The following is a 22,236-nucleotide window of genomic DNA, read 5'->3' on the forward strand; positions in this document are numbered from 1 at the left end:
CGGCGAACCGCCGCCCCTGCCGCCTAGGCCAGGGAGAGGAAGAGCTTTTCCAGGTCCTTCTTGTCCATCGAGCCGTCATCGTTGAGCAGGCACTGCTCCAGGCCGGCCGCGATGATTGCGAATCCCGCCTTGTCCAGCGCCTTCGACACAGCTGCCAGCTGCGTGACGATGTCTTTGCAGTCCCGCCCCTCCTCGAGCATGCGGGTAACCGCGGTCAGCTGTCCCTGAGCCCGCTTCAGCCGGTTGATGACGGGTGCGAGTTCGTTGTTATCCAGCTGCATGGACTTCTCCTCCGGTGGTGATTTTCTTACCGGAAGTATACCCCCAGGGGTTTCGCTCCGGCGTTTCCCGCAGAACTACCTATCTACAGAAATGAGGGCCCATGGCCTCCTCCGCTTCCCCCGTAACCGAGCTCGACGCCGCCACCCTGCAGAACTGGATGGGCCGGTACGAAGACCTCGTGGTCCTCGACGTCCGTTCCGCCGCCGAGTTTGAAAGCATGCACATCCGGGGCTCCTACAACGTGCCGCTGCCGCTGCTGTCCGAGCACACCGATGAACTGGCCAAACGCCTGGGCGACCGCGTGGTGCTGGTCTGCCAGTCCGGCGTCCGCGCCGAACAGGCCCGCGGGCGCCTCGCCGGTGCGGCCGTCACCAACGCCCGGGTCCTCACCGGCGGTGTGCCCGCGTTCGCGGCGGCCGGCGGCGACGTCGTCCGCGGCGCACAGCGCTGGTCGCTGGAACGCCAGGTCCGCATGGCCGCAGGCTCCCTGGTGATCGCCGGCCTCGCCGGCGGCCGGTTCGTGTCCCCCAAGGTGCGGCTGCTGGCCGGGGGAATCGGCGCCGGGCTGACGTTCTCCGCTGCGACCAACACCTGCGCCATGGGCCAGGCCCTGTCGAAGATGCCCTGGAACAAGGCGGCGTCCGAACCCACGGCGCAGTCGGCCATCAGCCAGCTGCCCGCCGCCCGCTAACCCGCCTGCCCCACCGCCGCTCCCCTTTCCAAGGACACCATCCATGACTGTTACCCTCGCCGCGACCCTCCTGCTTTCCGTGCTGATCGGGCTCTCGCTCGGCCTGCTTGGCGGGGGCGGGTCCATCCTCACCGTCCCGATCCTGACCTACGTGGCCGGCATGAGCCCCCGCGAGGCCATCGCCTCGTCGCTCTTCGTGGTTGGCGTGACCTCGGCCTTCAGCGCCGTCGGGCACGCCCGCAAGGGTCGGGTGAAGTGGCGCACCGGGCTGCTCTTCGGCGCGGCGGGGATGGCAGGGGCGTTTGCAGGGGGCCTGCTTGGCGGGCGGATACCGGGAGTGGTGCTGATGGTCGCCTTCGCCCTGATGATGATCGCAACCTCGGTGGCGATGATCCGCGGACGCAGGGGCGGGTCCGCGGAATCGCATAGCAAGGAGCTTCCGGTGGGGAAGGTCATTGTCGAAGGCCTGGTGGTGGGGTTGGTGACCGGCCTGGTGGGAGCCGGCGGCGGCTTCCTGGTGGTCCCGGCACTGGCCCTGCTGGGCGGGCTTTCCATGCCCGTGGCGGTGGGAACTTCGCTGGTGGTCATTTCCATGAAGTCCTTTGCAGGCCTCGCCGGCTACCTCACCACCGTGTCCCTGGACTGGGCGCTGGTGGGCGGTGTCACCGCTGCGGCGATTATCGGATCGCTCATCGGTGCCCGGCTGGTCGGGCGTATTCCGGAGGCCGCGCTGCGGCGGGGCTTCGGGTTCTTCGTGCTGGCCATGGGCGTTTTTGTCCTGGCCATGGAACTGCTGCCCTAAACCGAGCGGGTTTCCCCCGCCCGGTCACCGAAGGCGGCTTCCAGGTCCCCGGCCAGGGCCTCCTCCACCCGGCGGGCCATGTCGCGGACTTCCTGTCCGTCAGCCACCGCCAGGGTCCGCGAGGTGTTCTCGAGCACCAGCGAGGACTGCCGACGGATCTCCTCGCGCTGGTTCTCATTGACGGCAGTGGCCGCGCAGTCACGCAGCAGGCGCTGCACGGCGGTGAGCACAATCGGTTCGGAATCCGCGAAGCGGCGGACCGGCCCGCAGACCAGGTCCAAGAAGTACCGGTAGTCACGGCCCACAGTGACCAGGCGCAGCACCCCGTCGTTATCTTCCTGCCCTTCGGGGCCGAGCCGCCGGCGCGAGATGTCCACCAGCAGATCGGCACAGTAGCCCAGCGCGTGGGCGGCGGTGATCGGATCATTGATGCTTGGGGAAATGGCCTTGACCGCAATGTCGGTCAGCTGGCGCAGCCCCAGCGCGGCGTCCTGCTCAGGTGTCCGTTCATAGCCGATTTCCAGTGCACCCGCCAGGGACTCGCGCACGGCACCCAGCGGGACCGGGCCGCCGTCGTCGCTCCAGACCCGGGCCACCGGCGTGCCGATGGTGACATGGTCGCCCGGCTGCACCTCCATCCGCAGAGTCAGTCCGTGTTCGTGCAGCATCTGGACCAGGGGCTTCGCGTGCACTGCCTGCACGATGCCGCTGCGGCCGACCGGCACAGGAGTGCCGCCGTCGGGCCGGGGAAAGTCCTGCACCTCGCCGGTATCGGATGCGGGATAGGTTTCACGCAGCACCGCCAGGCAGCCCTGATGCGCGTTGAGCATCATGGTGTCCACCCGCAGCGACCGGGTGATGTGCCCGATGAACAGCAGCAGCACCACGCCGCTGGCAATCCCCAGCACGTAGACCAGGCCCACCACCAGCACCGGGACGGAGCGGTCCACCTCCATCCCGTAGAGGCCGGTGACGGACGCCATAAACGTTCCCATCAGCACGCCCAGGACGGTCTGGGTCCGGGCATCCCGAGCAAACTCGCGCAGCAGCCGGGGCGAAAACTGCTGCGAGGCCAGCTGCAATGCCACCACGGTCAGGGAGAACGTCACGGTCGCTGCCGTCATCACGCTGGTGGCCACGGTCTGCAGCAGGCTGCTCGCCGCATCGACGCCGGCCGGCCAGATCCAGCGTGCCCACGCGACGTCGTCACCCGGGCGGACCTGCAACAGCAGCAGGGTCAGCAGCACCGCTGCAAGCGAGGCGCAGGTGGGCCAGAACCAGAGGGAGGCACGCAGCGCCTCCCGGGACACCCGGAAGCGCGGCTCCAGACCCGGGTGGCGCGGCGGGAAGGTGGACGAACCATGCACGGTATTGCTCATCGGTGCCCCTTGGAAAACGGAATCTCGGCCACCCTTCATTGTGCCCGGCTTCACCGCTGCGCGCTCCGACCCCACAGCCGGAAGACGACCTCATCACCTTTCCCCATGAGATCAGTCACCGAGGGGCGCATCTGGTCAAGGCAGCAAAAACCCCGGACGTACCGTTGATTTAAATCAACCTTTAACCGTCGTTCGGCTTTTTGGAGTACCCCATGTCCGTTTCCCCTGCCCCGCAGGGCGCCGCCCCCGCAACCCGAGCCGAGGCGCGGGCTGAAGCAAAACGCAAGCACCGTGCCGTTCTCCAGGCCCTGACCGGCCTGCTGCTGGGCATGTTCGTCTCGATGCTGGCGAACACGGTGGTGAGCACCTCGCTGCCGGTGATCATCTCGGACCTCGACGGCGACCAGGCCGCCTTCACCTGGGTGGTCACCGCCACCCTGCTGGCCACCGCGGTTTCGACCCCGATCTGGGGCAAGCTCGCAGACCTGCTCAACCGCAAGGTCCTGGTCCAGCTGGCCCTGATCATCTTCATTGTCGCCAGCGCCGCGGCAGGTTTCGCGCACAACACCGACTGGCTGATCGCCATGCGCGTGGTGCAGGGCATCGGCGCCGGCGGTCTCGGCGCGCTGACCCAGATTGTCATGGCGGACATTGTCTCGCCGCGGGAACGCGGCCGGTACATGGGCCTGTTCGGCGCCGTGATGGCCCTGTCCACGGTGGGCGGTCCTCTGATCGGCGGCGTCATCACGGACACCGTCAACTGGCGTTGGAACTTCTACGTCGCCGTGCCGCTGGCCGCCGTCGCCCTGGTGATGATCCAGAAGACCCTGCACCTGCCGCCGCTGAAGAAGCGGAAGGTGCAGATCGACTACGCCGGCATCGTGCTGCTTTCGGCATCCGTGTCCTGCCTGCTCATCTGGGTTTCCCTGGTCGGCACGGACTTCGGCTGGGCCAGTGCGGCCACCGCATGGATGGTCGGCGGTTCGCTGCTGGGCCTGGCCGCGTTCGTGACCGTGGAACTGAAGGCCCCGGAGCCGCTGATCCCGTTGACTCTGTTCCGCAACCGGACCTTCACCTTCGCGGTGGTCGGGTCCCTCGCCGTCGGCGTCGCCATGTTCGGCACCACCGTGTTCCTGTCCCAGTACATGCAGCTGGCCCGCGGCGCATCTGCGACCATGTCCGGATTGATGACCATCCCGATGATGGCCGGCCTGCTGATTATCTCCACGATTGTGGGCCGGATGATCACCAAGAGCGGCAAGTGGAAGGCCTACGTGGTGGTCGGGTCCGTGCTGCTGACGGTGGGCCTTGTCCTCATGGGCACCATCGAATATGACACGAACTTCGGGCTCGTCTCCCTGTACATGTTCCTGCTCGGCGCCGGCGTGGGCATGGTGATGCAGAACCTCGTGCTCGTGGTGCAGAACGACGTTTCCACCCGGGATCTCGGCGTCGCCAGCTCCAGCATCAACTTCTTCCGTACTATCGGCGGCACCGTCGGTGTGTCCGCGCTGGGCGCGGTGCTGGCCACCCAGGTGACCGACCGGCTGGCCGAGAAGCAGGGCGAACTGACGGCTGCCATCGGCGCGCTGGGCGAGGAGGGCAAGGCGGTCGCCGCATCGCTGGCCTCCGGCAGCATCCCGGATGTGAATTCCCTGCCCGAATCCGTGCGTCTCATTGTGGAATCGGTGTACGGCTCCTCGGTGGCGCACATCTTCATGATCGCCGCTCCGCTGGGCGTCCTGACCCTGCTGGCTGTGCTCTTCCTGCCGAACCTGCCGCTGGGCAGCCTGACCCGGCACGAGAAGATGCAGGCAGAAGAAGCTGCTGCGGCGTCCGGGAAGGACTCCGGGACTACTGCAGAGACGGTAGCTGCCGTGTCCGAAGAGGCCGCCGGGCAGGATCCGGACGTTTCTGCGGGGAAGGATGTTCCGGCCGGAAAGAACAACGCATAGGGTGACGACGTCGGCAGCCGGGGACGCTGACAGCATCACCTTCGAGTCCGCCGTCCTGGAAGTGGAACGCGAGTTTTCCATGATGCTTGCCGCCGCGCGGGGGACGTTCAAGGATGCCGCCGCGGCGGTCCATCCGGGCCTGCAGCCGCTGGGGTTCACGGTGTTGATGACCCTGTACCGCGGCGGGGAATGTCCGCAGGGGAGCGTGGCCGAGGCGCTTCAGGTGGACAAGGCCCTGCTCAGCCGGACGGTGTCCCAGCTGGAAACCCTGGGCCTGGTGGTCCGCCGGGCGAACCCTGCCGACGGGCGGGTCCAGCTGCTGAATCTGACTCCGGAAGGTCGGGTCCGCTACGAGAACGCCCACTCTGCGAAGCGGGCCCTCCTGCGGGACCGGCTCGGGAGCTGGACTTCGACCGAGCTGCAGAACCTTACCGACCTGTTGAAGAAGCTCAACGAGCGGAACTGATTCCGGCAGCGGTTTCCGCCGCCAGGGGCAGGGACACCGTGAACTCGCTTCCCTGCCCCGGACTGCTGACGAAGCTCAGCTTTCCCCCGTGCGATTCCACAATGTTCTTGGTGATCACCAGGCCCAGGCCGACCCCGGGCACAGCCGAGGCAACAGCGCGGCGGGACCGGAAGAACTTGGTAAAGACCTTTTCCTGTTCGGCCTCGCTCATTCCGATCCCGGTATCTGCCACGGAAAGGCGGACCGCGTGCTCGTCCTTGCAGAGGCGGATTGTCACTGTTCCCCCGTCCGGCGAGTACTTCACGGCGTTGGACAGCAGGTTATCGACCACCTGTGCCAGTCGCTGCGGATCCGCATCAGCAGTCAGCGAGACCGGAATCTCCGACACCAGGTCCACCCGTCCCGCAGCAGCCTTCGGGGATACCGACACCACGCCTGCCCGCACGATTTCGGCCAGATTCACCGGTCGGCGGTCCATTTTGGTAGCACCGGACGCTACGGACAACAGATCGGACACCAGCGCCAACAGCCGTTCCGAGTTGCGCAGCGCAACATTCAGCGCCGAGGTCACCACCGGGGACAGTCCCTCCTCGTCCAGTGCGAGGTCAAGGTAACCCATGATCGAAGTCAGCGGGGTCCGCAGTTCGTGGGACACACTCGCCACGAATTCCTCCTGGGCCGCGACGGCATGGACCAACCGGCTGACGTCGCTGTAGACGATCACCGATCCGGAAACCACCCCTTCCGCCCTGATGGGCCGGGCGGAGACATTGAGGGCCAGCTGGTTTCCACGGTCCAAGGACCCGAACCATACCAACCGGTTCGAGAAGGACTCACCCGCGACGGCCCGCCTCACCGGACTCTCGACATCGGACAGGGGCGTGACGCGGTCCGGACCGAAAATCGGCCGGTCCCCGCCCGGGGCGATGTCCCCTTGGACCCTGTTCCAGGCGGACTGGAGATGGGCGTTTGTCAGCATGGTCCGGCCCTGCGCATCCACCACAAGCAGGCCGACGTCGATCGTGTTGAGCACCGTTTCCAGTAAGGCTTCGCGCTCCCTGCTCTTCGCCAGATTCGCCTGCAGGACGAGGTCTTTCTCCTCCAGTGCCTTCTGCTTTTCCCGGGTTTCTTCTTCCGCTGCGGCCCGCGCTGCTTCAGCCGCCTCGGCTTTGCGCAGGGCAGCCACCAGCTCCCGCTCGTAGAGCCTGCGTTCAGAGGCGTTAAAGACGGCGATCCGGTCCACGCCGGCCCCGTCTCGGGCGTCTTTTTCCTCCGTGCGCACGCCGGAGAGGAGAACCGGAATCAGGTCCCCGTCTGCGGACACCAGCTCCGCCGCCATTTCGTTGAAGCATCCCGCCACGGCCAGCTGCGGTACGGCGTAGGAGGTGAAGACCACCTGGTCGGCCAACGGCATCAGGTCAATGATGTTGCCTCCGAGCAACCCCTCCCGGGAATGCCCGGTCCAGGAGGCCAGCGTCTGGTTGGCATCCAGGATCGTACCGTCCGTGGTGAGGACGAGGTACCCGGAAGCCGCCGCATGGAAGTGCTCCTCGTACACGCCGTCGCCGGCCTGCGGACCATCCGCCGCTGCGCTGGTCGCGCCGGTCATGCCTGAACCGTCGGCAGGTACTGGAGGATGGCCTCGGCCGTCTCTCGGGGGTTGATGATGTGCGGCATGTTGCCGCGCGTTTCCAGTTCCACAAGCGTGCTGCCGGGGAGATGCTGGTGCAGGTACAACGACGCCGCTTCCGGGGTCAGCGGGTCGGCCCGCGGCTGCAGGACCAGGGCCGGAACGGACACCTGGGGCAGCAGGTGCCGGATGTCCGTGGCGAAGCTCATTCGCAGGAAGTCCCGCACGTACTCCGGATGCAACCGGCACAGCCGGTCCGCCAGCATGTCATTGACCTCCGGGCCTGCATCCGCTCCCGCTATGCCCGCGCTCATCGTCCTCGCCCAGAGGGGGTAGTTGGCCTCCACCGCATCAATAACCTTCTGGATGTCACCGGGGGCGAATCCACCCGAATAACCCTCGTCGTTGAGGTAGCAGGGCGACGTGCAGAGCAGGATGAGGCATGCAATCCGAGGGCTGCGCACCGAGGCGGCCAGTGCCATGGTGCCGGCTATGCTGTGCCCCACGATGGTGGCGTCCTGCACATCCAAGGCATCCAGCACCTCGATGAGGTCGCCCAGATAACCTTCCAGATCAGCGTATTTTGCTTCGTTGTAAGCCTCCGGATCGGCCGCCCCGGTTCCGACATGATCAAACAGCACCACTTTGTAGGCGTCCGTAAACGCCGGCAGGATCGGGTCCCAGATCACCTGGTCGCAGCCAAAGCCCTGAACCAGCAGCAGCACAGGGCCATCTGGACGTCCAAGCACCCGGACGTTGTTGCGCTGGATTACTGCCTGCGCATTCATCCTCGGGCGGATTCTTCCGGGGGCGGCGAGGAACTGAGTGCGGGCCGTGCCGGGGCTGCGACACCAGCCCGGGCGAGGGGCTTACCGCTCGTTTTACACATGAAGTAGAGACCTTATATATCGAGACTTTGTTCAATCACCAGCAAATTGCTGCCAAGGAAGGCACGCAGCAACGCGTGGAATTCCCCGTTCGAAATCTAACAGAACGACCCCCACAGGAGAAAATCAGGTTGCTTAGCTTTCCATCGTGTTTGCGTGCCGGGAATTATCCATCCCTACTCCCGCCAAGCTCGCCCAGGATCCGCGCCAACTCCGCCCGGTCCCCCGGCTCCAGAACGGAAAAGAACTCGTCCGCCTCGCGCTTCCGGTCTGCCAGCACCGTTTCCCGCAGCCGCTCCCCTGCCTCGCTCAGCGTCAGCAGGGTAGCCCGACGGTCGGTCGGATGTGCCCGGCGCTCCACCAGCCCCTTGGCGGTTAACTGGTCCACCACCTCCGTGGCCGAGCGCGGGGCAATGCGCAGCCGCTCCGCCAGTTCCTTCAGCCGCAGCCCGGGCTCACAGTCGACCCCGGCCGTGTCCGGTGCGCCCCCGTGCGCCCCGCCGTGCACCCCGCCCCCGTGCCCCGCTGCCCGTGCCACCGCGCTCAGCGCGCGGAACTGGTGCGGCGTCAGGTCGTACGGGGCCAGCTGCTGCATCCAGCGCTTCCGCAGTCCGCGGAACGCCGTATGCATCAGTTCCCCCAGGGCCGCCGGATCGGCAGAAGCATCAGTCATGAAAACAGTCTACCCATTTCGCGGTAACCACATAATGAGGTAACCTCTGCATTAGCTGCCGAATCGCATCTCCCGGCAGCGACAGGAGGAACCATGGCTGTTCCCGAAGCGGCCCCCGAAGGCCCCGGAAGCGGCAGAGGACCAGGCGGCGGCCGCGGCCCCGCCAAGCTGAATCCCGCCGACCAAAAGCAACTGAACCGGCATCCGGTTCACCTGCGGCGCATCGCCGCACTATTCGCCCCGCACAAGGGTGCCATCGCCGTCGTCGTCCTGCTGATCACCGCCTCGTCGGTGGTCGGCCTGGCACAGCCGTTCCTGGTCCGCGCGGTGATTGATGACGCACTGCCGCATGGCAACACCCGGCTGCTGCTGTTCCTGACCGCTTCCATGGTGGGCGTGGCCGCCCTGACCGCCGCCATCGGCGTCGTACAGACCTGGATGGCCACCAGCATGGGCCAGCGCGTTATGCATACCCTGCGCGTGAATCTTTTCACCCATCTGCAGGCCCAGTCGCTCGGCTTCTTCACCCGCACCCGCGGCGGGGAGGTGCAGTCCCGGCTCACGCACGATATCTCCGGCATGCAGTCCGTGGTCACCACCACCGCCACGGGCGTGGCCTCCAACCTCACGACGGCGGTCGCCACCGCCGTCGCGATGGTGGCGCTCTCCCCCGGGCTGAGCCTGATCTCGCTGGTGGTGCTCCCGCCGGCCATCTGGCTCTCCCGCCGGGTGGCGATGATCCGCCGCGACGTCACCGACGAACGCCAGCGCGAGCTCGCCGCCCTGCACACCCAGGTCGAAGAGGGCCTCTCGGTCTCGGGCGTCCGGCTGGCCAAAACGCTGGGCACCGTTCCGCGCGACGCCGACCGGTTCCGCGCCCGCTCCGAAACCCTGGTGGGACTGGAGCTGCGCAGCCAGCTCGCCGGGCGCTGGCGGATGGCCACCATGCAGATTGTCTTCGCCGCCATTCCGGCCGTCATCTACCTCGCCGCCGGCTTCCCCGCCACCAGCGGCGGCATGACCATCGGCACCCTAGTGGCGTTCACCGGACTGCAGGCCGGCATCTTCCGGCCGGTCATGGGGCTGCTGAACATCGGTGTGCAGTGGGTGACCGCGCTGGCGTTCTTCAGCCGGATCTTCGAGTACCTGGACCTTGAGCCGCAGATCCGCCCGGCGAAAAACCCGGTCCGGCTGGATCCGGCAACCGTGCGCGGCGACGTGCGGTTCGAGGACGTGCACTTTGCGTACGACGACGGCACCGAAGTCCTGCACGGCATCGACCTGACGCTGCCCGCCGGGACCGCCACCGCCGTCGTCGGCCCCACCGGCTCCGGCAAGAGCACCCTGGCGTCCCTGCTGCCGCGCCTCAATGACACCGGCTCGGGCCGCGTCACCATCGACGGCGTGGATGTACGCGATCTGGCCCCCGAGGACCTCGCCCGGATTGTCGGCGTCGTCTCGCAGGAGACCTACCTGATCCACGCCTCCATCCGCGAAAACCTGCTGCTGGCCGATCCGGACGCCAGTGACGACCAGCTCTGGTCCGCGCTTGCCGCCGCGCAGATGGCCGACAGCGTCGGTACCCTGCCGGACGGCCTGGACACCCTGGTGGGTGCGCGCGGCCACCGATTCTCCGGCGGGGAGCAGCAGCGGCTCGCCATTGCCCGCACCATCCTGCGCAATCCGCCGGTGCTGGTCCTGGACGAGGCCACCTCGGCGCTGGACAACACCACCGAGGCGCAGGTTCAGCTGGCCCTGGAGCGGCTGTCCGCCGGGCGCACCACGCTGACCATCGCGCACCGGCTCTCCACCGTGGAGAACGCGGATCAGGTGGTGGTGCTCGACGCCGGCCGGGTCATCGAGGCGGGCACTCCGGCCGAGCTGCGGGCCGCCGAGGGCGCGTTCGCCCGGCTTGCCGCGCACACTGCCACACTGGAGGACAACCTCAGCCGCTAATCTGCGCGGCGCCGGCCGCCCCGGCCGGCTAGGCCTGGCAGAGGCAGAAGGGGTGACCTGCCGGATCCAGGAACACGCGGAAGGTCCTTCCCCGCTGGTGCTCATGTTTGGTTGCTCCAAGCGCGAGGACCGCCGCTTCCCCTTCGTCCAGATCGTCCACATCGACATCGATATGCATCTGCTGGGGAACATCCTGGCCCGGCCAGACCGGCGGAGTGTAGTTTTCCACCCGCTGGAAAGCGAAGCGCTGGCCGGTGACGTCGGAGATTTCGGTCCAGTCGCCGTCGTGCCCGTCCAGGTCCACCTTCCAGTCCAGGAGGGCGCCGTAGAAGATGGCGAGTGCCTCGGGATCCGGGCAGTCGATAACTGTGCTGGGTACTCGTGCAATAGCCATGGCTGGAACCTTAGAGCACCCTGCCGCCGGCTGTCACGGGAATTTCAGTCATCCTGCCAGCCGACGCAGAGGCAGAACGGATGGCCGGCCGGGTCAAGGAACACCCGGAAAGTATCCCCCGGCTGGTACTCGTGCTTGGTGGCGCCGAGGGCGAGCACGGCGGCTTCCGCCTCATCCAGGTCGTCCACATCGACGTCGATATGCATCTGCTGGGGAACGTCCTGGCCGGGCCAGGCCGGCGGTGTGTAGTTTTCCACCCGCTGGAAGGCGAAGCGCTGGCCGGTGACGTCGGTGATGTCCGCCCAGCCGTCGTCGTCCACACCCACCTTCCAGTCCAGCAGCGCGCCGTAGAAGGTGGCGAGTGCCTCGGGATCCGGGCAGTCGATAACTGTATTGGGAACGCGTGCGATAGCCATGGCGGGAAGCTTAGGTCCCCATCCCGCCGGCTGTCACGGGAATTCCGGCCGCCGGTTTACATTTCTGCAGCCGGTTTAAACCGCCTGCAACTGCACACAGTGGCAGCAGACGTTCAGCCCCGGGACTGCATGGCGCGGTTCAAGGCAACCAGCGCCTCCGACGCCGCCGCCAGCGCTTCCCGCTGTTCGACAGTCAGCCGCTCGATGCCGGCACGGATAGGGCCCGCCCAGGCGTGGGCAATGACCTCGTTCTGCGCCCGTGCCTCCTCGGTGGGCAACAGGAGGCTGACGCGCCGGTCCGTCGGACTGCCCGACCGCGTCACCAGCCCGCGCTCCGCCAGCGTTCGCACGGCGGCGCTGGCATTGCTCTGCTTGAGCCCCATCAGCCGGGCAAGTTCCGTGACCGTCAGGCCCGGGTTGTCCAGCACATGCTTGAGCACGGCCAGCTCAGTGTTGGGCAGCGGTTCGATCCCGGTGATCTCGGGCGCCTTCCGGTGGATGTTCCAGGAAAGATCGCGCAGCAGGTCCGCAATTTCGCGCGTTGCCGCCGGCGCGCCGTCGTTCGTCATGCCAACGATCCTAGCGCATATCTTAGAATATATATGTCTACATATGCTATGCTCGCTCGGCACTTACACGGTTTTAGAAGAAGGTTTTTCATGACGAGCACCACGCTCCCCGCACCGCCCTCCAAGCGGCCCAACGCCGGCATGCTGACGGGCATCTTGGCCCTGCTCACCGCAGTGGCCCCGCTGTCCATCGACATGTACCTGCCGGCCTTCCCGCACATGGCGCATGACCTGAACACCAGCGCCACCGGCATCCAACTCACCATGACGGCGTTCCTGGTGGGCCTGGCCCTCGGTCAGCTGGTCATCGGCCCGCTCTCCGACGGCGTCGGCCGCCGCAAGCCGCTGCTGATCGGCTCCTTCGTTGCCTTGCTGGCGACCGTGCTCTGCGCCGTTGCACCGAACGTTGAAATCCTGGCCACCGCCCGCTTCCTGCAGGGCCTTGGCGGCGCCGCCGGCATTGTGCTGGCGCGTGCCATTGTCTCCGACACCTCCCGCGGAGCAGCAGCCGCCAAGCTGCTGGGTGTGCTGACCATGATCAGCGTCATTGCCCCCGTGATCGGCCCGCTGGCCGGCGGCGGCATCATCGCTGCCGGCGGCTGGCGGATGGTGTTCTGGGTCCTCGCGGTCCTGGTCCTGCTGATGTTCCTGGGCGCACTGTTCGGCGTGAAGGAAACCCTGCCCGAGGCAGACCGCAACCGCGGCGGCCTCAAGGCCACCTTCCGCGTGGCGGGTGAAGTGCTCCGCAACCGCAACTACACCGGTTACCTGCTGACCTTCTGCTTCTCCTTCGCCGGACTCTTTGCGTACATCGCCGCCTCCCCGTTCGTCATCCAGAACATCCTGGGCATGTCCGAGACCCGGTTCTCCCTCGTGTTCGCCATGAACGCCGTGGCCATCACCATCGTCAGTGCCGTAGCTGCCGCCCTTGCGGGCAAGGCACCGTACCGCCTGATGATCGCCATTGGCCTGTCCGTCGCCGTCCTGGCGGCCGCCGGCATGCTCATTTCGGTATCCAACGGCACCCCGACGGTCCCCACCCTGGTGCTGTTCGCCGTCTTCCAGGGTTCCCTGGGCCTGATCTTCGGCAACGCCACAGCGCTGGCCCTCGAAGAGGCCGGGCACCACGCCGGCACCGGTTCCGCTTTCCTGGGCTCGCTGCAGTTCCTGCTGGCAGCCCTCGTGTCCCCGCTGGTTGGCCTGTGGGGCGAAGAGACCGGCGTGCCGATGGGTGTCGCCATGCTCGGCTTCCTGGTCCTGGCCGCCGCGTCCTTCCTGCTGCTCACGCGTGCGTCTGTGGAAGCTCCGGCCGAAGAAGCCGCCGCCGTCTAGGCACGCTCTTCCCGGAACACAATTCCCGGAACAAAAAGGTGCCGCCCTTCCCGAAGGAAGGGCGGCACCTTTTTGTTCCCAGGGAACGGGCGGAACTAGCTCCGGACCGGTTCCTCCACCTCTGAGTGCTTCTCATCGACGTGCGGATGGCGGCGTTCCAGGGAAGCGCCCTCGACGTCGACGTCCGGCAGGATCTTGTCCAGCCACTTCGGCAGCCACCAGGCCTTGTCGCCGGCAAGGTGCATCAGGGCCGGGATCAGCAGCATCCGCACCACGAAGGCGTCAACGAGGACGCCGAAGGCCAGGGCAAAGCCGATCGGCCGGATCATCGTGCTGTGCGAGAAGATGAAGCCGCCGAACACGGACGCCATGATGATGGCTGCCGCGGCAACCACCGAGCGGCCGGCGCGGAAGCCCTGGGCCACGGCCAGGCGTGCAGGTGCTCCGTGAACGAAGGCCTCCCGCATGCCGGAGCCGAGGAAGAGCATGTAGTCCATGGCCAGGCCGAAGAGGATGCCCGCCAGGATGGTCGGCAGGAAGCTCAGGATCGGGCCGGGGGTTTCCACCCCGAAGATCCCGGACAGCCAGCCCCACTGGTAGATGGCCACCACGCCGCCGAGGGCGGCGAAGTAGGACAGGATGAACCCGAGCGTGGCGATCACCGGAACGAAGATGGACCGGAACACCAGGATCAGGATCAGCAGGGACAGTCCCACCACTACGCCGAGGTAGAGCGGCAGGGCGGAACCCAGCTTCTCGGAAATGTCGATGTTGCCGCTGGCAGAGCCGGCGACGCCGATCTCGTAGTCGCCGTTTTCGCCCTCAATCGGGGACATGCCGCGCAGCGAGTTCACGAGGTTCTCCGTGGATTCGCTCGTGGGGCCTTCTTCCGGAATGACCTGGAAGGCAGCCACGCTCCGGTCTTCGGAGGTACCGATGGGGGCTACTGCCGCCACGTCGTCCTGGTCGAAGATGGCGGTGGCGATCTCGTTCTGGGCCACCAGCGCTTCTTCTTCGCTGGGCTCGCCGGGCAGCTCCGCTACGAGCAGCAGCGGGCCGTTCTGCCCCTCGCCGAACTTCTCGGAGACGGCCGCATAGGCCCGGTACTGGGTGGTGTCGTGCGCTTCGGCGGAACCGTCGGGCAGGTTCAGCCGCAGGTCCATGGACGGCACCGCCAGCAGCAGCAGTGCGGCGATGGAGCCGATAACCGTCACCACTGCACGGCCGGAGGACATGGGCTTGGCCGCCGCGAGCTGCGGGCGGCCCTCCTTGGACTCGGCGCCGTCGGCAGGAGCGATGGCCGCGCGTTCCTTGCGGCTGAGGATGCGCATGCCCACGAGCTTCAGCAGGGCCGGGGTCAGCGTGACGGCAACCAGTACGGCGATGGCCACACACGCCGCGCCCACGGTACCCATGAGGCCCAGGAACGGAATGCCCGTGACATTCAAGGCGAGCAGTGCAATGAAGACGGTTGCACCGGCGAACACCACGGCGTTGCCCGAGGTGCCGTTGGCCAGCGCAATGGATTCCTGCAGGGTGAGGCCGGTCTTGAGCTGCCGGCGGTGCCGGTTGACGATGAACAGGGCGTAGTCGATACCCACTGCCAGGCCAAGCATCAGGCCCAGCACGGGGGTCACGGACGCCATTTCGACGACGCCGGAGAAGGCCAGCGCGCCCAGGGCACCGATGCCGACGCCGATCAGGGCGGTCAGCAGCGGCAGGCCGGCGCCGATCAGGGTCCCCAGCATCACAAACAGGACAACTCCTGCGATGACGAGTCCAACAACTTCGCCGATGCCGAAGAGTGCAGGAGCCGCGGCGGAGATTTCAGCGGAGAAATCCACCTTTACGCCGTCAATGGGTTCGTCCTCAAAGGCAGCGACCAGGTCATCCTTGGTTTCCTGCAGGATTTCCATCTGTGACTCCGTGAAGGTCACGTTCAGGATGGCGGCGCTGCCGTCCTCGGAAACCATACGGATCTCCTTGGCCATTTCCAGCAGGGCTGCGCCCTCTTCGGCCTGCACGGCTCCGGCTTCCAGCTCTTCGCTGCCGGCGTCCAGTTCCGCGCGCTTGGCATCCAGCTCGGCCTGCTGCGCGTCCAGTGCGGCCATCATTTCGGCGGGGGTGCCGGCTGCTTCGGCCTGCTGCCGTGCGGCGTCGAGCTGGGCCTGCCCGGCCTCCAGCTGGGCGCGGCCGTCCTCGATCTGGGCGCGGCCCGCCTCAACCTGCGCCAGGCCTGCCTCGAGCTCCTGCCCCTGCTTGGCACGGTCCGCCTCGGTGGCGAACGGATCGATGACGTTTTCCACGCCGTCGATCTCGGCTGCCTTGTTGACCAGTGCGGTGATTTCCTGCTGCTGGGCCTCGGTGAAGCGGGAGCCGTCCTCCGTCTGGACCATCACGGAGCCGGAGCCGCCCGATGCCTGCGGGAGCTTTTCCTGCAGGCGTTCGGTGACCTGGGTGGTGGGCGTGTTGGGAATGGAGAACGCGGTGGTGAGGGTACCGCTGAAGAGCGTGAAGGCCACGCCGGCCACCACGAGCACTGCGAACCACGCCGCCAGCACGGTGCGCGCACGGCGGGCTGCCGCTGCTCCGAGGCGGTAGAGGAATTCAGCCATTGAGAGTCTGTCCTTTAGAGGGATGGTTGGAGGAAACTACGGAACTAGGGCAGGGTTGGCCGGCTTGGCCGGCCGGTCCGGCGGCATGGCCGGTACGGACGGTTTCAAGGAGCTGGTCCAGCATCCGCGCCCAGCTACGCCGGGACTGCGGGGTGTCGACGGCGCCGGTGGCGCAATGCCAGTGGTGGTAGAGCACCCCAAGCCCGCTGGTCAGGGCGCCCACCAGAAGGTGCACGCTGAGTTTGTCGGCCTCGGGGTGGCGGCTGAGCATCACGGCTGACAGCCGTTCGCTGAGTTCGGTGAAGGCCCGCAGGGCCATGGGATGTGCCGTCACTGCCGGCCCGCCGTCGCCGAGCACGCGGTTCAGGTAGGCCATGGGCGCCACCAGGTCCGCGTTGCGGAAGGCCTCGGCAATTTCATCCAGCACGGCCGGGCGTCCGACGTCGGACGCCGGGACGGCGGTCAGGCTGGCGACGGCGGCGCTGAGTACGTCGCTGCAGACCTCCGAGACAATGTCGTTGATGGAGGCAAAGTGGTTGAACACCGTGCGGCGGGAAACGTCTGCGCGCTGCGCCAACTCGTCCACGGTGAAATCCGTGGCCTGGCGCTCGTCCATCAGCGCGGCCGCGGCAGCCACAATGTCCTGCCGGTGGCGGCTTTTCAGCGCTTTGCGGCGGTCTTCAACCGGGAGGGTGGTCAGCACGTTTCTACACTACGTGCATCATTGCACTCGGTGCAAACGATTCCGGAAGGCGTCAATACCCGAGCAGGTCCGCGCGGACCTGGCGGCAGTGGGCGGGGCCTGACGCGATCCGGCGGGTCAGTACCGGGCGCCCTCCGGCTGCGGTGCGTCATTGAGCAATGCCAGGTCCTCGCCGCTGAGCACCAGGTCCCCGGCACCCACGTTTTCGCGCAGGTATTTGGGGGTCTTGGTGCCGGGAATCGGAATTACCCGCCGGCCCTGGGCCACCGTCCACGCCAGCGCCACCTGGGCGGGCGTCGCCCCCACCCGTGCCGCGACGTCGTGCACCCGTTGCACAATGGCGAGGTTTGCCTTGAAGTTCTCCTGCTGGAAGCGCGGAAGCCTGCGGCGCATGTCATCAGCGGGCAGGTCATCGAAGGAGGTGAAGCGGCCGGTGAGGAAACCGCGGCCCAGCGGCGAGAAGGGCAGGAACGCCATACCCTGTTCCTCGCAGTAGGGCACGACGTCGGCCAGCCGGTCCCGGGTCCAGAGCGAGAGTTCGGACTGCACGGCGGTCACCGGATGCACCGTCTGCGCCAGCCGGATCTGTTCCACGCTGGCCTCGGACAGGCCGATGGCCCGGGCCTTGCCGTCACGGACCACGTGGGCCATGGCGCCCCAGGATTCCTCCAGCGGCACCTGCGGATCCACCCGGTGCAGGATGTATAAGTCCACGTGATCGGTGCCGAGCCGGCGCAGGCTCGCATCGATGGATGCGCGGATGTGCTCGGGGCGGCCGTCCTTCTTCAGCCCGGGCATGGTTCCGGCGGCCGGGGCCTCGTTGCTGACCTCCAGCCCTACCTTGGTAGACAGCGCCACCCGCTCCCGGTAGCCGTCCTTCAACGCCCGGCCCACGAGTTCCTCATTGGTGTAGGGGCCGTACACGTCGGCGGTGTCAATCAGGGTGGTCCCGAGTTCGATCGCTCCGCGGATTACCGAGATGGAGGTTTCGTCGTCACGTTCCGCCTTCATGTCGTAGGCGTAGCTCATGCCCATGCAGCCCAGGCCGATGACGCCGACCTCTGGACCATTGGTTCCCAGTGAAGTTGTGCGCATTGCAGGCTCCTTGCGTAGTGCAGCGGACAGGTTTAAGGCTTAACGCTCACTTCCAGCAGGCCGTCCCGGATCCGGGTGGAAAAAGCCGGCTGCGGGGAGGTAGCCGGTCCGTGCACCACTTCGCCCGACTGCACGGAGAACGTGCTGCCGTGCCAGGGACAGACAATGCACAGCTCGTTTTTCACTTGGCGGAGCTCACCCTCGTGCAGGGGTCCACCGAGATGGCTGCACGTGCCCGCCAGGACGGAAACCGCACCGTCCGCGGCGCCGTCGGTCCGTTTAAGCACCATGAGGTTGACCGATCCGAGCCGGGCCGGCTGCGGAACCCCGGAAGCGAACGAAGCCGCAGGCCCCAGCGAGTGCCAGCCTGCCGGCACCTTCTCCGCGAAATCCTCATTGCGGTTGACTCCGGCACCCTGGCGGTAGGAAAGGTGTCCGCCCAGGAAGCCGCCGGCACCGGTGACCGCAAGGCCGGTGAAGGCCAGGACCCGGCCCAGTCCCGTCCGGCCCCGTCCCCGCACCACCCAGGAGGCGGAATAGAGGCCGACGGCGAGTGCGTTGGCGGCCTGGTGCACAATTCCGGTGCGCTGCTGTACGGTATCCAGCTGGGAGAAGTCCGTGACACCTGCGAGCGCCGTGGGACCAGCCGCTGCTACCCCCACGCCTATCAGGGTCCGGGCGGCCCGCTCGTTACCGGGCAGCACGTCCAGCACGGCAGCGGAAACCCAGGCTCCCAGCGGCACCACGATCATCAGGGGGTGCAGGGGATGTCCCAAGGGGACGCCGTGCAGGACGTCCCGCACGGCAGGCCAGGGCAGCACCGACTTCACGGTCCTCGCCACCCATCCGGCTGCAGGGTCCAGCCAGCCCGCGTTTTCCAGTTTGTCGGCAATAGTAACTAGGGGCAGTCGGCGCATGGCCTCTCCTCATGGGGATAAACAGCTGGTGGACTGCACAGGGTAGGCCCCGCCCGGGGCGTGCACCACCGAAACCGCGGTACCGCGCCGCTCCCGGGGCACTGTTGCGCCGACCCCCGGCCGCGGGGGCCAACCCGGCCTAGAGCGCCTTGCCCGGGTTGAGGATACCCAGCGGGTCCAGGGCGGTGCGGATGGTGTGCATGACCTCCAGGGATACCCCGCCCAGCTCCTCCTCCAGCCAGTCCCGCTTGAGCAGCCCGATGCCGTGTTCGCCGGTGAGGGTGCCGCCCAGCCGGTGGGCAAGGTGGAACATCTCCCCCAGGGCCGCTTTCGCCGGACCGGTGGTCACCGAATCCTCCGGATCCAGCACGATCATGGGATGCAGGTTCCCGTCCGAGGCATGCGCGATGGTGAAGATGCGGACCCCGGTGCGCGCGGAGATTTCTTCGAGCCCAGTCACCACCTCCGCCAACCGTCCCCGGGGAACGCCGATATCGCCGATCGACACCCGGCCCAGCTTCTCCAGTGAGGGGATGGCTTCCCGGCGCGCAGTGATCAGCGCGGCGGCGTGCTCGTCGTCGACGGCCCTTTCGCAGCTGCCCAGCGTCGTCAGGACGTCCATCACCACGTCCTGCTCAAGGAACGCCCCATACCCGTCCGTCTGCACCAGCAGGAACGCTCCGCCCTTTGAGCGGTAATCCGTTCCCATGGCCATATCCACCGCCTCCAGCGTTTGTCCGTCCATCAGCTCCATCACGGACGGCTGGATCCGGGCGGCTACGACGGCGGACGCGGCCTGGGCAGCGGCGGTGACATCCGGGAAGAATGCAGCCACTGTGGCGGTATGCACCGGTAGCGGGCGCAGCCGCAGCGTGGCTTCGACCACCACACCCAGGGTCCCCTCCGAACCGATCATCAGGGCGTTGAGGTCATAGCCGCTGACACCCTTGATGGTTTCGCGGCCGGTCCGCAGTTCCCGTCCGTCCGCCAGGATCACGCGCAGGGCCAGCACCGATTCCCGGGTGACGCCGTACTTGGCGCAGCGCATGCCACCTGCGTTCGTGGCAATGTTGCCGCCGATGCTGCAGATGGCGGTGCTCGCCGGATCCGGTGCATAGAAGAGCCCGTATTCCGCGGCGGCCGCATTGAGGTCCGCGTTGAGGACTCCGGGCTCCACCACGGCCAGCTGCTCCACGGGGTCGATGCGCAGGATCCGGTTCATGCCCGAAACATCGAGCACCAGTTCGCCGGCACGGGAGGACGACGCCGCGGCCAGCCCGGTGCCGGCTCCCCGCGGAACCACGGGTATGCGGTGTTGAGTGGCCAACTGGAGGGTGGCGACGACGTCGTCCGCGGTGCGGGCGAACACCACGCCGTCCGGCAGCGATTCCGGAACGAAGCCGGACCTGTCCGTGCTCACCCGCTGCCGGTCCGCTTCCAGGAAGGAGACGGAGGGGAAACCGCTTAGGACGGTACTGCCGGAACCGGCAGCGTTAGCGGGAACCGGGTTGAGGGAGTGCGTGCTCACGGGATTTCTCCTTGTAGTTCTTGTAATTCGGTGAGGTGGTTCGGGCAGGGATCAGGGGACCATCCAGCCAAGAATCGAGGTGGACTGCAGCCAGATCAGCACGGTGATGAACGCCAGCAGGCCAAGGCTCCAGCCGATGAGTTTGCGCAGCAGTGTTCCTTCCGCCCCTTCCAGGCCCACTGCGGCCGAGGCGATGGCCAGGTTCTGCAGCGAAAGCATCTTGCCCATAACGCCTGCGGAGGAGTTGGCTGCGGCCATGAGCGTGGGCGACAGCCCGGTTTCGTTGGCAGCGGCTACCTGCAGGGCGCCGAACAGGGAGTTCGAGGAGGTGTCGGAGCCGGTAAGGGCCACGCCGATCCAGCCCAGCAGCGGGGAAAGCAGTGCGAAGAAGCTTCCCGCGGAGGCCAGGGCGACCCCGAGGGTGGTGGTCTGGCCGGACAGGTTCATCACGAAGGACAGGGCCAGCACGGCGCAGACGGTCAGGATGGTCCAGCGCAGCTGCTTCAGGGTTTCTCCGTAGACGCGTAGGCCGCGGCCCGCCGCGATCCGGTACAGCACCATGGTGATGATGCCGGAGAAAAGCAGCAGGGTGCCGGTAGCCCGGATGTGGTCAAAACGCAGGGTCTGGGCAGCCACCGGTTCGCCGTTGTTTCCGGTGACGTCGAGTCCCGGCCACAGGAACGTGGTGCTGCCGATGCTCATCAACCACGTCTTGACCACGGGAATCTGGGCAATGGAGAACACCACGATGATCACCAGATAAGGTGCGATGGCCATCCAGACGTCGTGCCCGGACGGCCTGCCGGTGGAGGAGGTGGTGCCGCTGGCGGCCCGGTCTCCCTCCCCGCCGTCTCCTACCCGGCCGCCGTCGGCTCCCGCACCCACGGCGGTTGCTCCCCCGGCAGCGGTTCCGGTTCCGGCCCCGGGTGCGGCCCCGGGTGCGGACCCGCGGCCCGATCCGGTGAGGGTGTCCGTTCCAACGGATTCCGTCTCGGAAACCGACGCGGTTTCCCCTGCCTTCTCGGCCTCGCGGGTTTCACCGGTCATGCCGATGATCTCGGACGGCTGCCAGACCCGGAGCATCAGGAGTACGGCCACTACCGTCACGACGGCGGCAACGACGTCGGTCAGTTCCACGATGAAGAAGTTGGAGGCCGCGAACTGTGCCAGTCCGAAGGCCGCTCCGGCGACGAGCGCCACCGGCCAGGTCTGCCGCAGACCGCGTTTCCCGTCCACCAGGAAGACCAGGATCAGCGGAACCACCAGCGCAATGAAGGGCGTCTGCCGTCCGGTCATGGAGGACAGCTCCTGCAGCGGGATGCCCGTGACGCCGTTCAGCGCGATGATCGGTGCCGCCATGGCGCCGAAGGCCACCGGAGCCGTGTTCGCCAGCAGGGCGACCATGGCGGATTTCAGCGGCTTCATGCCTGCGGCCATCAGCATGGCAGCCGCGATGGCTACCGGCGCTCCGAAGCCGGCCAGGGATTCCAGCAGGGCGCCGAAGCAGAAGGCAATCAGGATGGACAGGATGCGCAGATCGTCGGAAATGGAGCGGATGGTGCGTCCCAGGACCTCGAACCACGGCGTTGCCACGGTCAGCTTGTAGATCCACAGGGCGTTGATCAGGATCCAGAGGATGGGGAAGATGGCGTAGAAGGCGCCAAGCCCCGTGGCTGAAAGAACCTGTCCCACCGGCATCCTCCAGCCCACGATGGCAAGGATGATGGACAGTGCCAGGCTGATCAGTGCCGCCTGGTAAGCCTTCAGCCGGAACACGCCCAGCAGGACAAACAGAATCAGCAGCGGCAGGGCGGCCAGGATGGCGGACAGGGGCAGGGAACCGGCAATCGGGTCGAGGGGCTGTTGGAACGCAGCAGCAATCGTCACAAAAACTCCTTTGTTTTTGTTTCCACATCCACGGTGATGATGCGTTGACCCTAGGCCCG

Annotated in this window: 20 protein-coding genes; 6 read left to right on the forward strand and 14 right to left on the reverse strand. The window is 66.9% G+C overall.

Features of this window, described 5'->3' with window-relative positions:
* Positions 1-23 precede the first annotated feature (23 nt).
* A complete protein-coding gene (locus N2K99_RS15460) occupies positions 24-281 on the reverse strand; it encodes a metal-sensitive transcriptional regulator (RefSeq protein WP_227919859.1) in 258 nt (85 codons plus the stop codon).
* Positions 282-382: 101 nt separating this feature from the next.
* Here N2K99_RS15460 and N2K99_RS15465 point away from each other — a divergent pair, with 101 nt between their 5' ends.
* Positions 383-973 (forward strand): rhodanese-like domain-containing protein, encoded by a 591-nt coding sequence (locus tag N2K99_RS15465; protein WP_227919860.1) that lies wholly within the window; start codon positions 383-385, stop codon positions 971-973.
* Between the two features lie 43 nt (positions 974-1,016).
* Positions 1,017-1,775 (forward strand): sulfite exporter TauE/SafE family protein, encoded by a 759-nt coding sequence (locus N2K99_RS15470; protein WP_227919865.1) that lies wholly within the window; start codon positions 1,017-1,019, stop codon positions 1,773-1,775.
* On the opposite strand, the gene N2K99_RS15475 is transcribed toward N2K99_RS15470, so the two are convergent.
* A complete protein-coding gene (locus N2K99_RS15475; RefSeq protein WP_227932769.1) occupies positions 1,772-3,154 on the reverse strand; it encodes a DUF2254 domain-containing protein in 1,383 nt (460 codons plus the stop codon). The two genes, N2K99_RS15470 and N2K99_RS15475, sit on opposite strands and share 4 nt — an antisense overlap.
* 212 nt (positions 3,155-3,366) lie before the next feature.
* On the opposite strand from N2K99_RS15475, the gene N2K99_RS15480 reads away from it, so the two are divergent.
* Together N2K99_RS15480 and N2K99_RS15485 are read left to right on the forward strand one after the other, a co-directional pair.
* Positions 3,367-5,109, forward strand: coding sequence for an MDR family MFS transporter (locus tag N2K99_RS15480; RefSeq protein WP_227932768.1), 1,743 nt, complete (start codon positions 3,367-3,369; stop codon positions 5,107-5,109).
* Position 5,110: 1 nt separating this feature from the next.
* Entirely contained in the window at positions 5,111-5,575 is a 465-nt protein-coding gene (locus N2K99_RS15485) for a MarR family winged helix-turn-helix transcriptional regulator (RefSeq protein WP_227932767.1), read from the forward strand.
* On the opposite strand, the gene N2K99_RS15490 is transcribed toward N2K99_RS15485, so the two are convergent.
* From N2K99_RS15490 to N2K99_RS15500, 3 genes are all read right to left on the reverse strand, one after another.
* Positions 5,559-7,184, reverse strand: a complete 1,626-nt coding sequence (locus N2K99_RS15490; protein WP_227932766.1) for an ATP-binding protein — start codon at positions 7,182-7,184, stop codon at positions 5,559-5,561. The genes N2K99_RS15485 and N2K99_RS15490 overlap by 17 nt on opposite strands.
* On the reverse strand, positions 7,181-7,993 hold the full coding sequence (locus N2K99_RS15495) for an alpha/beta fold hydrolase (RefSeq protein ID WP_227932765.1): 813 nt from the start codon (positions 7,991-7,993) through the stop codon (positions 7,181-7,183). The genes N2K99_RS15490 and N2K99_RS15495 overlap by 4 nt, the downstream gene beginning before the upstream one ends.
* 265 nt (positions 7,994-8,258) lie before the next feature.
* A complete protein-coding gene (locus N2K99_RS15500; protein ID WP_227932764.1) occupies positions 8,259-8,765 on the reverse strand; it encodes a MarR family winged helix-turn-helix transcriptional regulator in 507 nt (168 codons plus the stop codon).
* A gap of 93 nt (positions 8,766-8,858) precedes the next feature.
* Here N2K99_RS15500 and N2K99_RS15505 point away from each other — a divergent pair, with 93 nt between their 5' ends.
* On the forward strand, positions 8,859-10,721 hold the full coding sequence (locus tag N2K99_RS15505) for an ABC transporter ATP-binding protein (RefSeq protein WP_227932763.1): 1,863 nt from the start codon (positions 8,859-8,861) through the stop codon (positions 10,719-10,721).
* A 28-nt stretch (positions 10,722-10,749) separates the two neighbouring features.
* Here the strand turns inward: N2K99_RS15505 and N2K99_RS15510 are convergent, their stop codons facing one another.
* The 3 genes from N2K99_RS15510 to N2K99_RS15520 form a co-directional block, all read right to left on the reverse strand.
* On the reverse strand, positions 10,750-11,115 hold the full coding sequence (locus tag N2K99_RS15510; RefSeq protein ID WP_227932762.1) for a VOC family protein: 366 nt from the start codon (positions 11,113-11,115) through the stop codon (positions 10,750-10,752).
* 44 nt (positions 11,116-11,159) lie between these two features.
* Positions 11,160-11,531: a VOC family protein gene (locus N2K99_RS15515; protein ID WP_227919910.1), complete on the reverse strand. Its 372-nt coding sequence runs from the start codon at positions 11,529-11,531 to the stop codon at positions 11,160-11,162.
* A 113-nt stretch (positions 11,532-11,644) separates the two neighbouring features.
* On the reverse strand, positions 11,645-12,100 hold the full coding sequence (locus N2K99_RS15520; protein ID WP_227919915.1) for a MarR family winged helix-turn-helix transcriptional regulator: 456 nt from the start codon (positions 12,098-12,100) through the stop codon (positions 11,645-11,647).
* Positions 12,101-12,190: 90 nt separating this feature from the next.
* Here N2K99_RS15520 and N2K99_RS15525 point away from each other — a divergent pair, with 90 nt between their 5' ends.
* Positions 12,191-13,432 (forward strand): multidrug effflux MFS transporter, encoded by a 1,242-nt coding sequence (locus N2K99_RS15525; RefSeq protein WP_227932761.1) that lies wholly within the window; start codon positions 12,191-12,193, stop codon positions 13,430-13,432.
* Between the two features lie 95 nt (positions 13,433-13,527).
* On the opposite strand, the gene N2K99_RS15530 is transcribed toward N2K99_RS15525, so the two are convergent.
* From N2K99_RS15530 to N2K99_RS15555, 6 genes are all read right to left on the reverse strand, one after another.
* Positions 13,528-16,047, reverse strand: a complete 2,520-nt coding sequence (locus N2K99_RS15530) for an MMPL family transporter (protein WP_227932759.1) — start codon at positions 16,045-16,047, stop codon at positions 13,528-13,530.
* A complete protein-coding gene (locus N2K99_RS15535) occupies positions 16,040-16,750 on the reverse strand; it encodes a TetR/AcrR family transcriptional regulator (RefSeq protein ID WP_227932758.1) in 711 nt (236 codons plus the stop codon). Before N2K99_RS15535 ends, N2K99_RS15530 begins: the two co-directional genes overlap by 8 nt.
* Positions 16,751-16,867: 117 nt before the next feature.
* Positions 16,868-17,845, reverse strand: coding sequence for an aldo/keto reductase (locus N2K99_RS15540; RefSeq protein ID WP_227932756.1), 978 nt, complete (start codon positions 17,843-17,845; stop codon positions 16,868-16,870).
* A 32-nt stretch (positions 17,846-17,877) separates the two neighbouring features.
* Positions 17,878-18,762, reverse strand: a complete 885-nt coding sequence (locus N2K99_RS15545; RefSeq protein ID WP_227932755.1) for a DUF2231 domain-containing protein — start codon at positions 18,760-18,762, stop codon at positions 17,878-17,880.
* 139 nt (positions 18,763-18,901) lie between these two features.
* Entirely contained in the window at positions 18,902-20,290 is a 1,389-nt protein-coding gene (locus N2K99_RS15550) for an FAD-linked oxidase C-terminal domain-containing protein (RefSeq protein ID WP_308036318.1), read from the reverse strand.
* A gap of 51 nt (positions 20,291-20,341) precedes the next feature.
* Positions 20,342-22,177, reverse strand: a complete 1,836-nt coding sequence (locus N2K99_RS15555) for an L-lactate permease (RefSeq protein WP_227932754.1) — start codon at positions 22,175-22,177, stop codon at positions 20,342-20,344.
* Between the last annotated feature and the right edge of the window lie 59 nt (positions 22,178-22,236).

Source organism: Arthrobacter sp. zg-Y1110 (assembly GCF_025244865.1).
Taxonomy (GTDB): Bacteria; Actinomycetota; Actinomycetes; order Actinomycetales; family Micrococcaceae; genus Arthrobacter_B.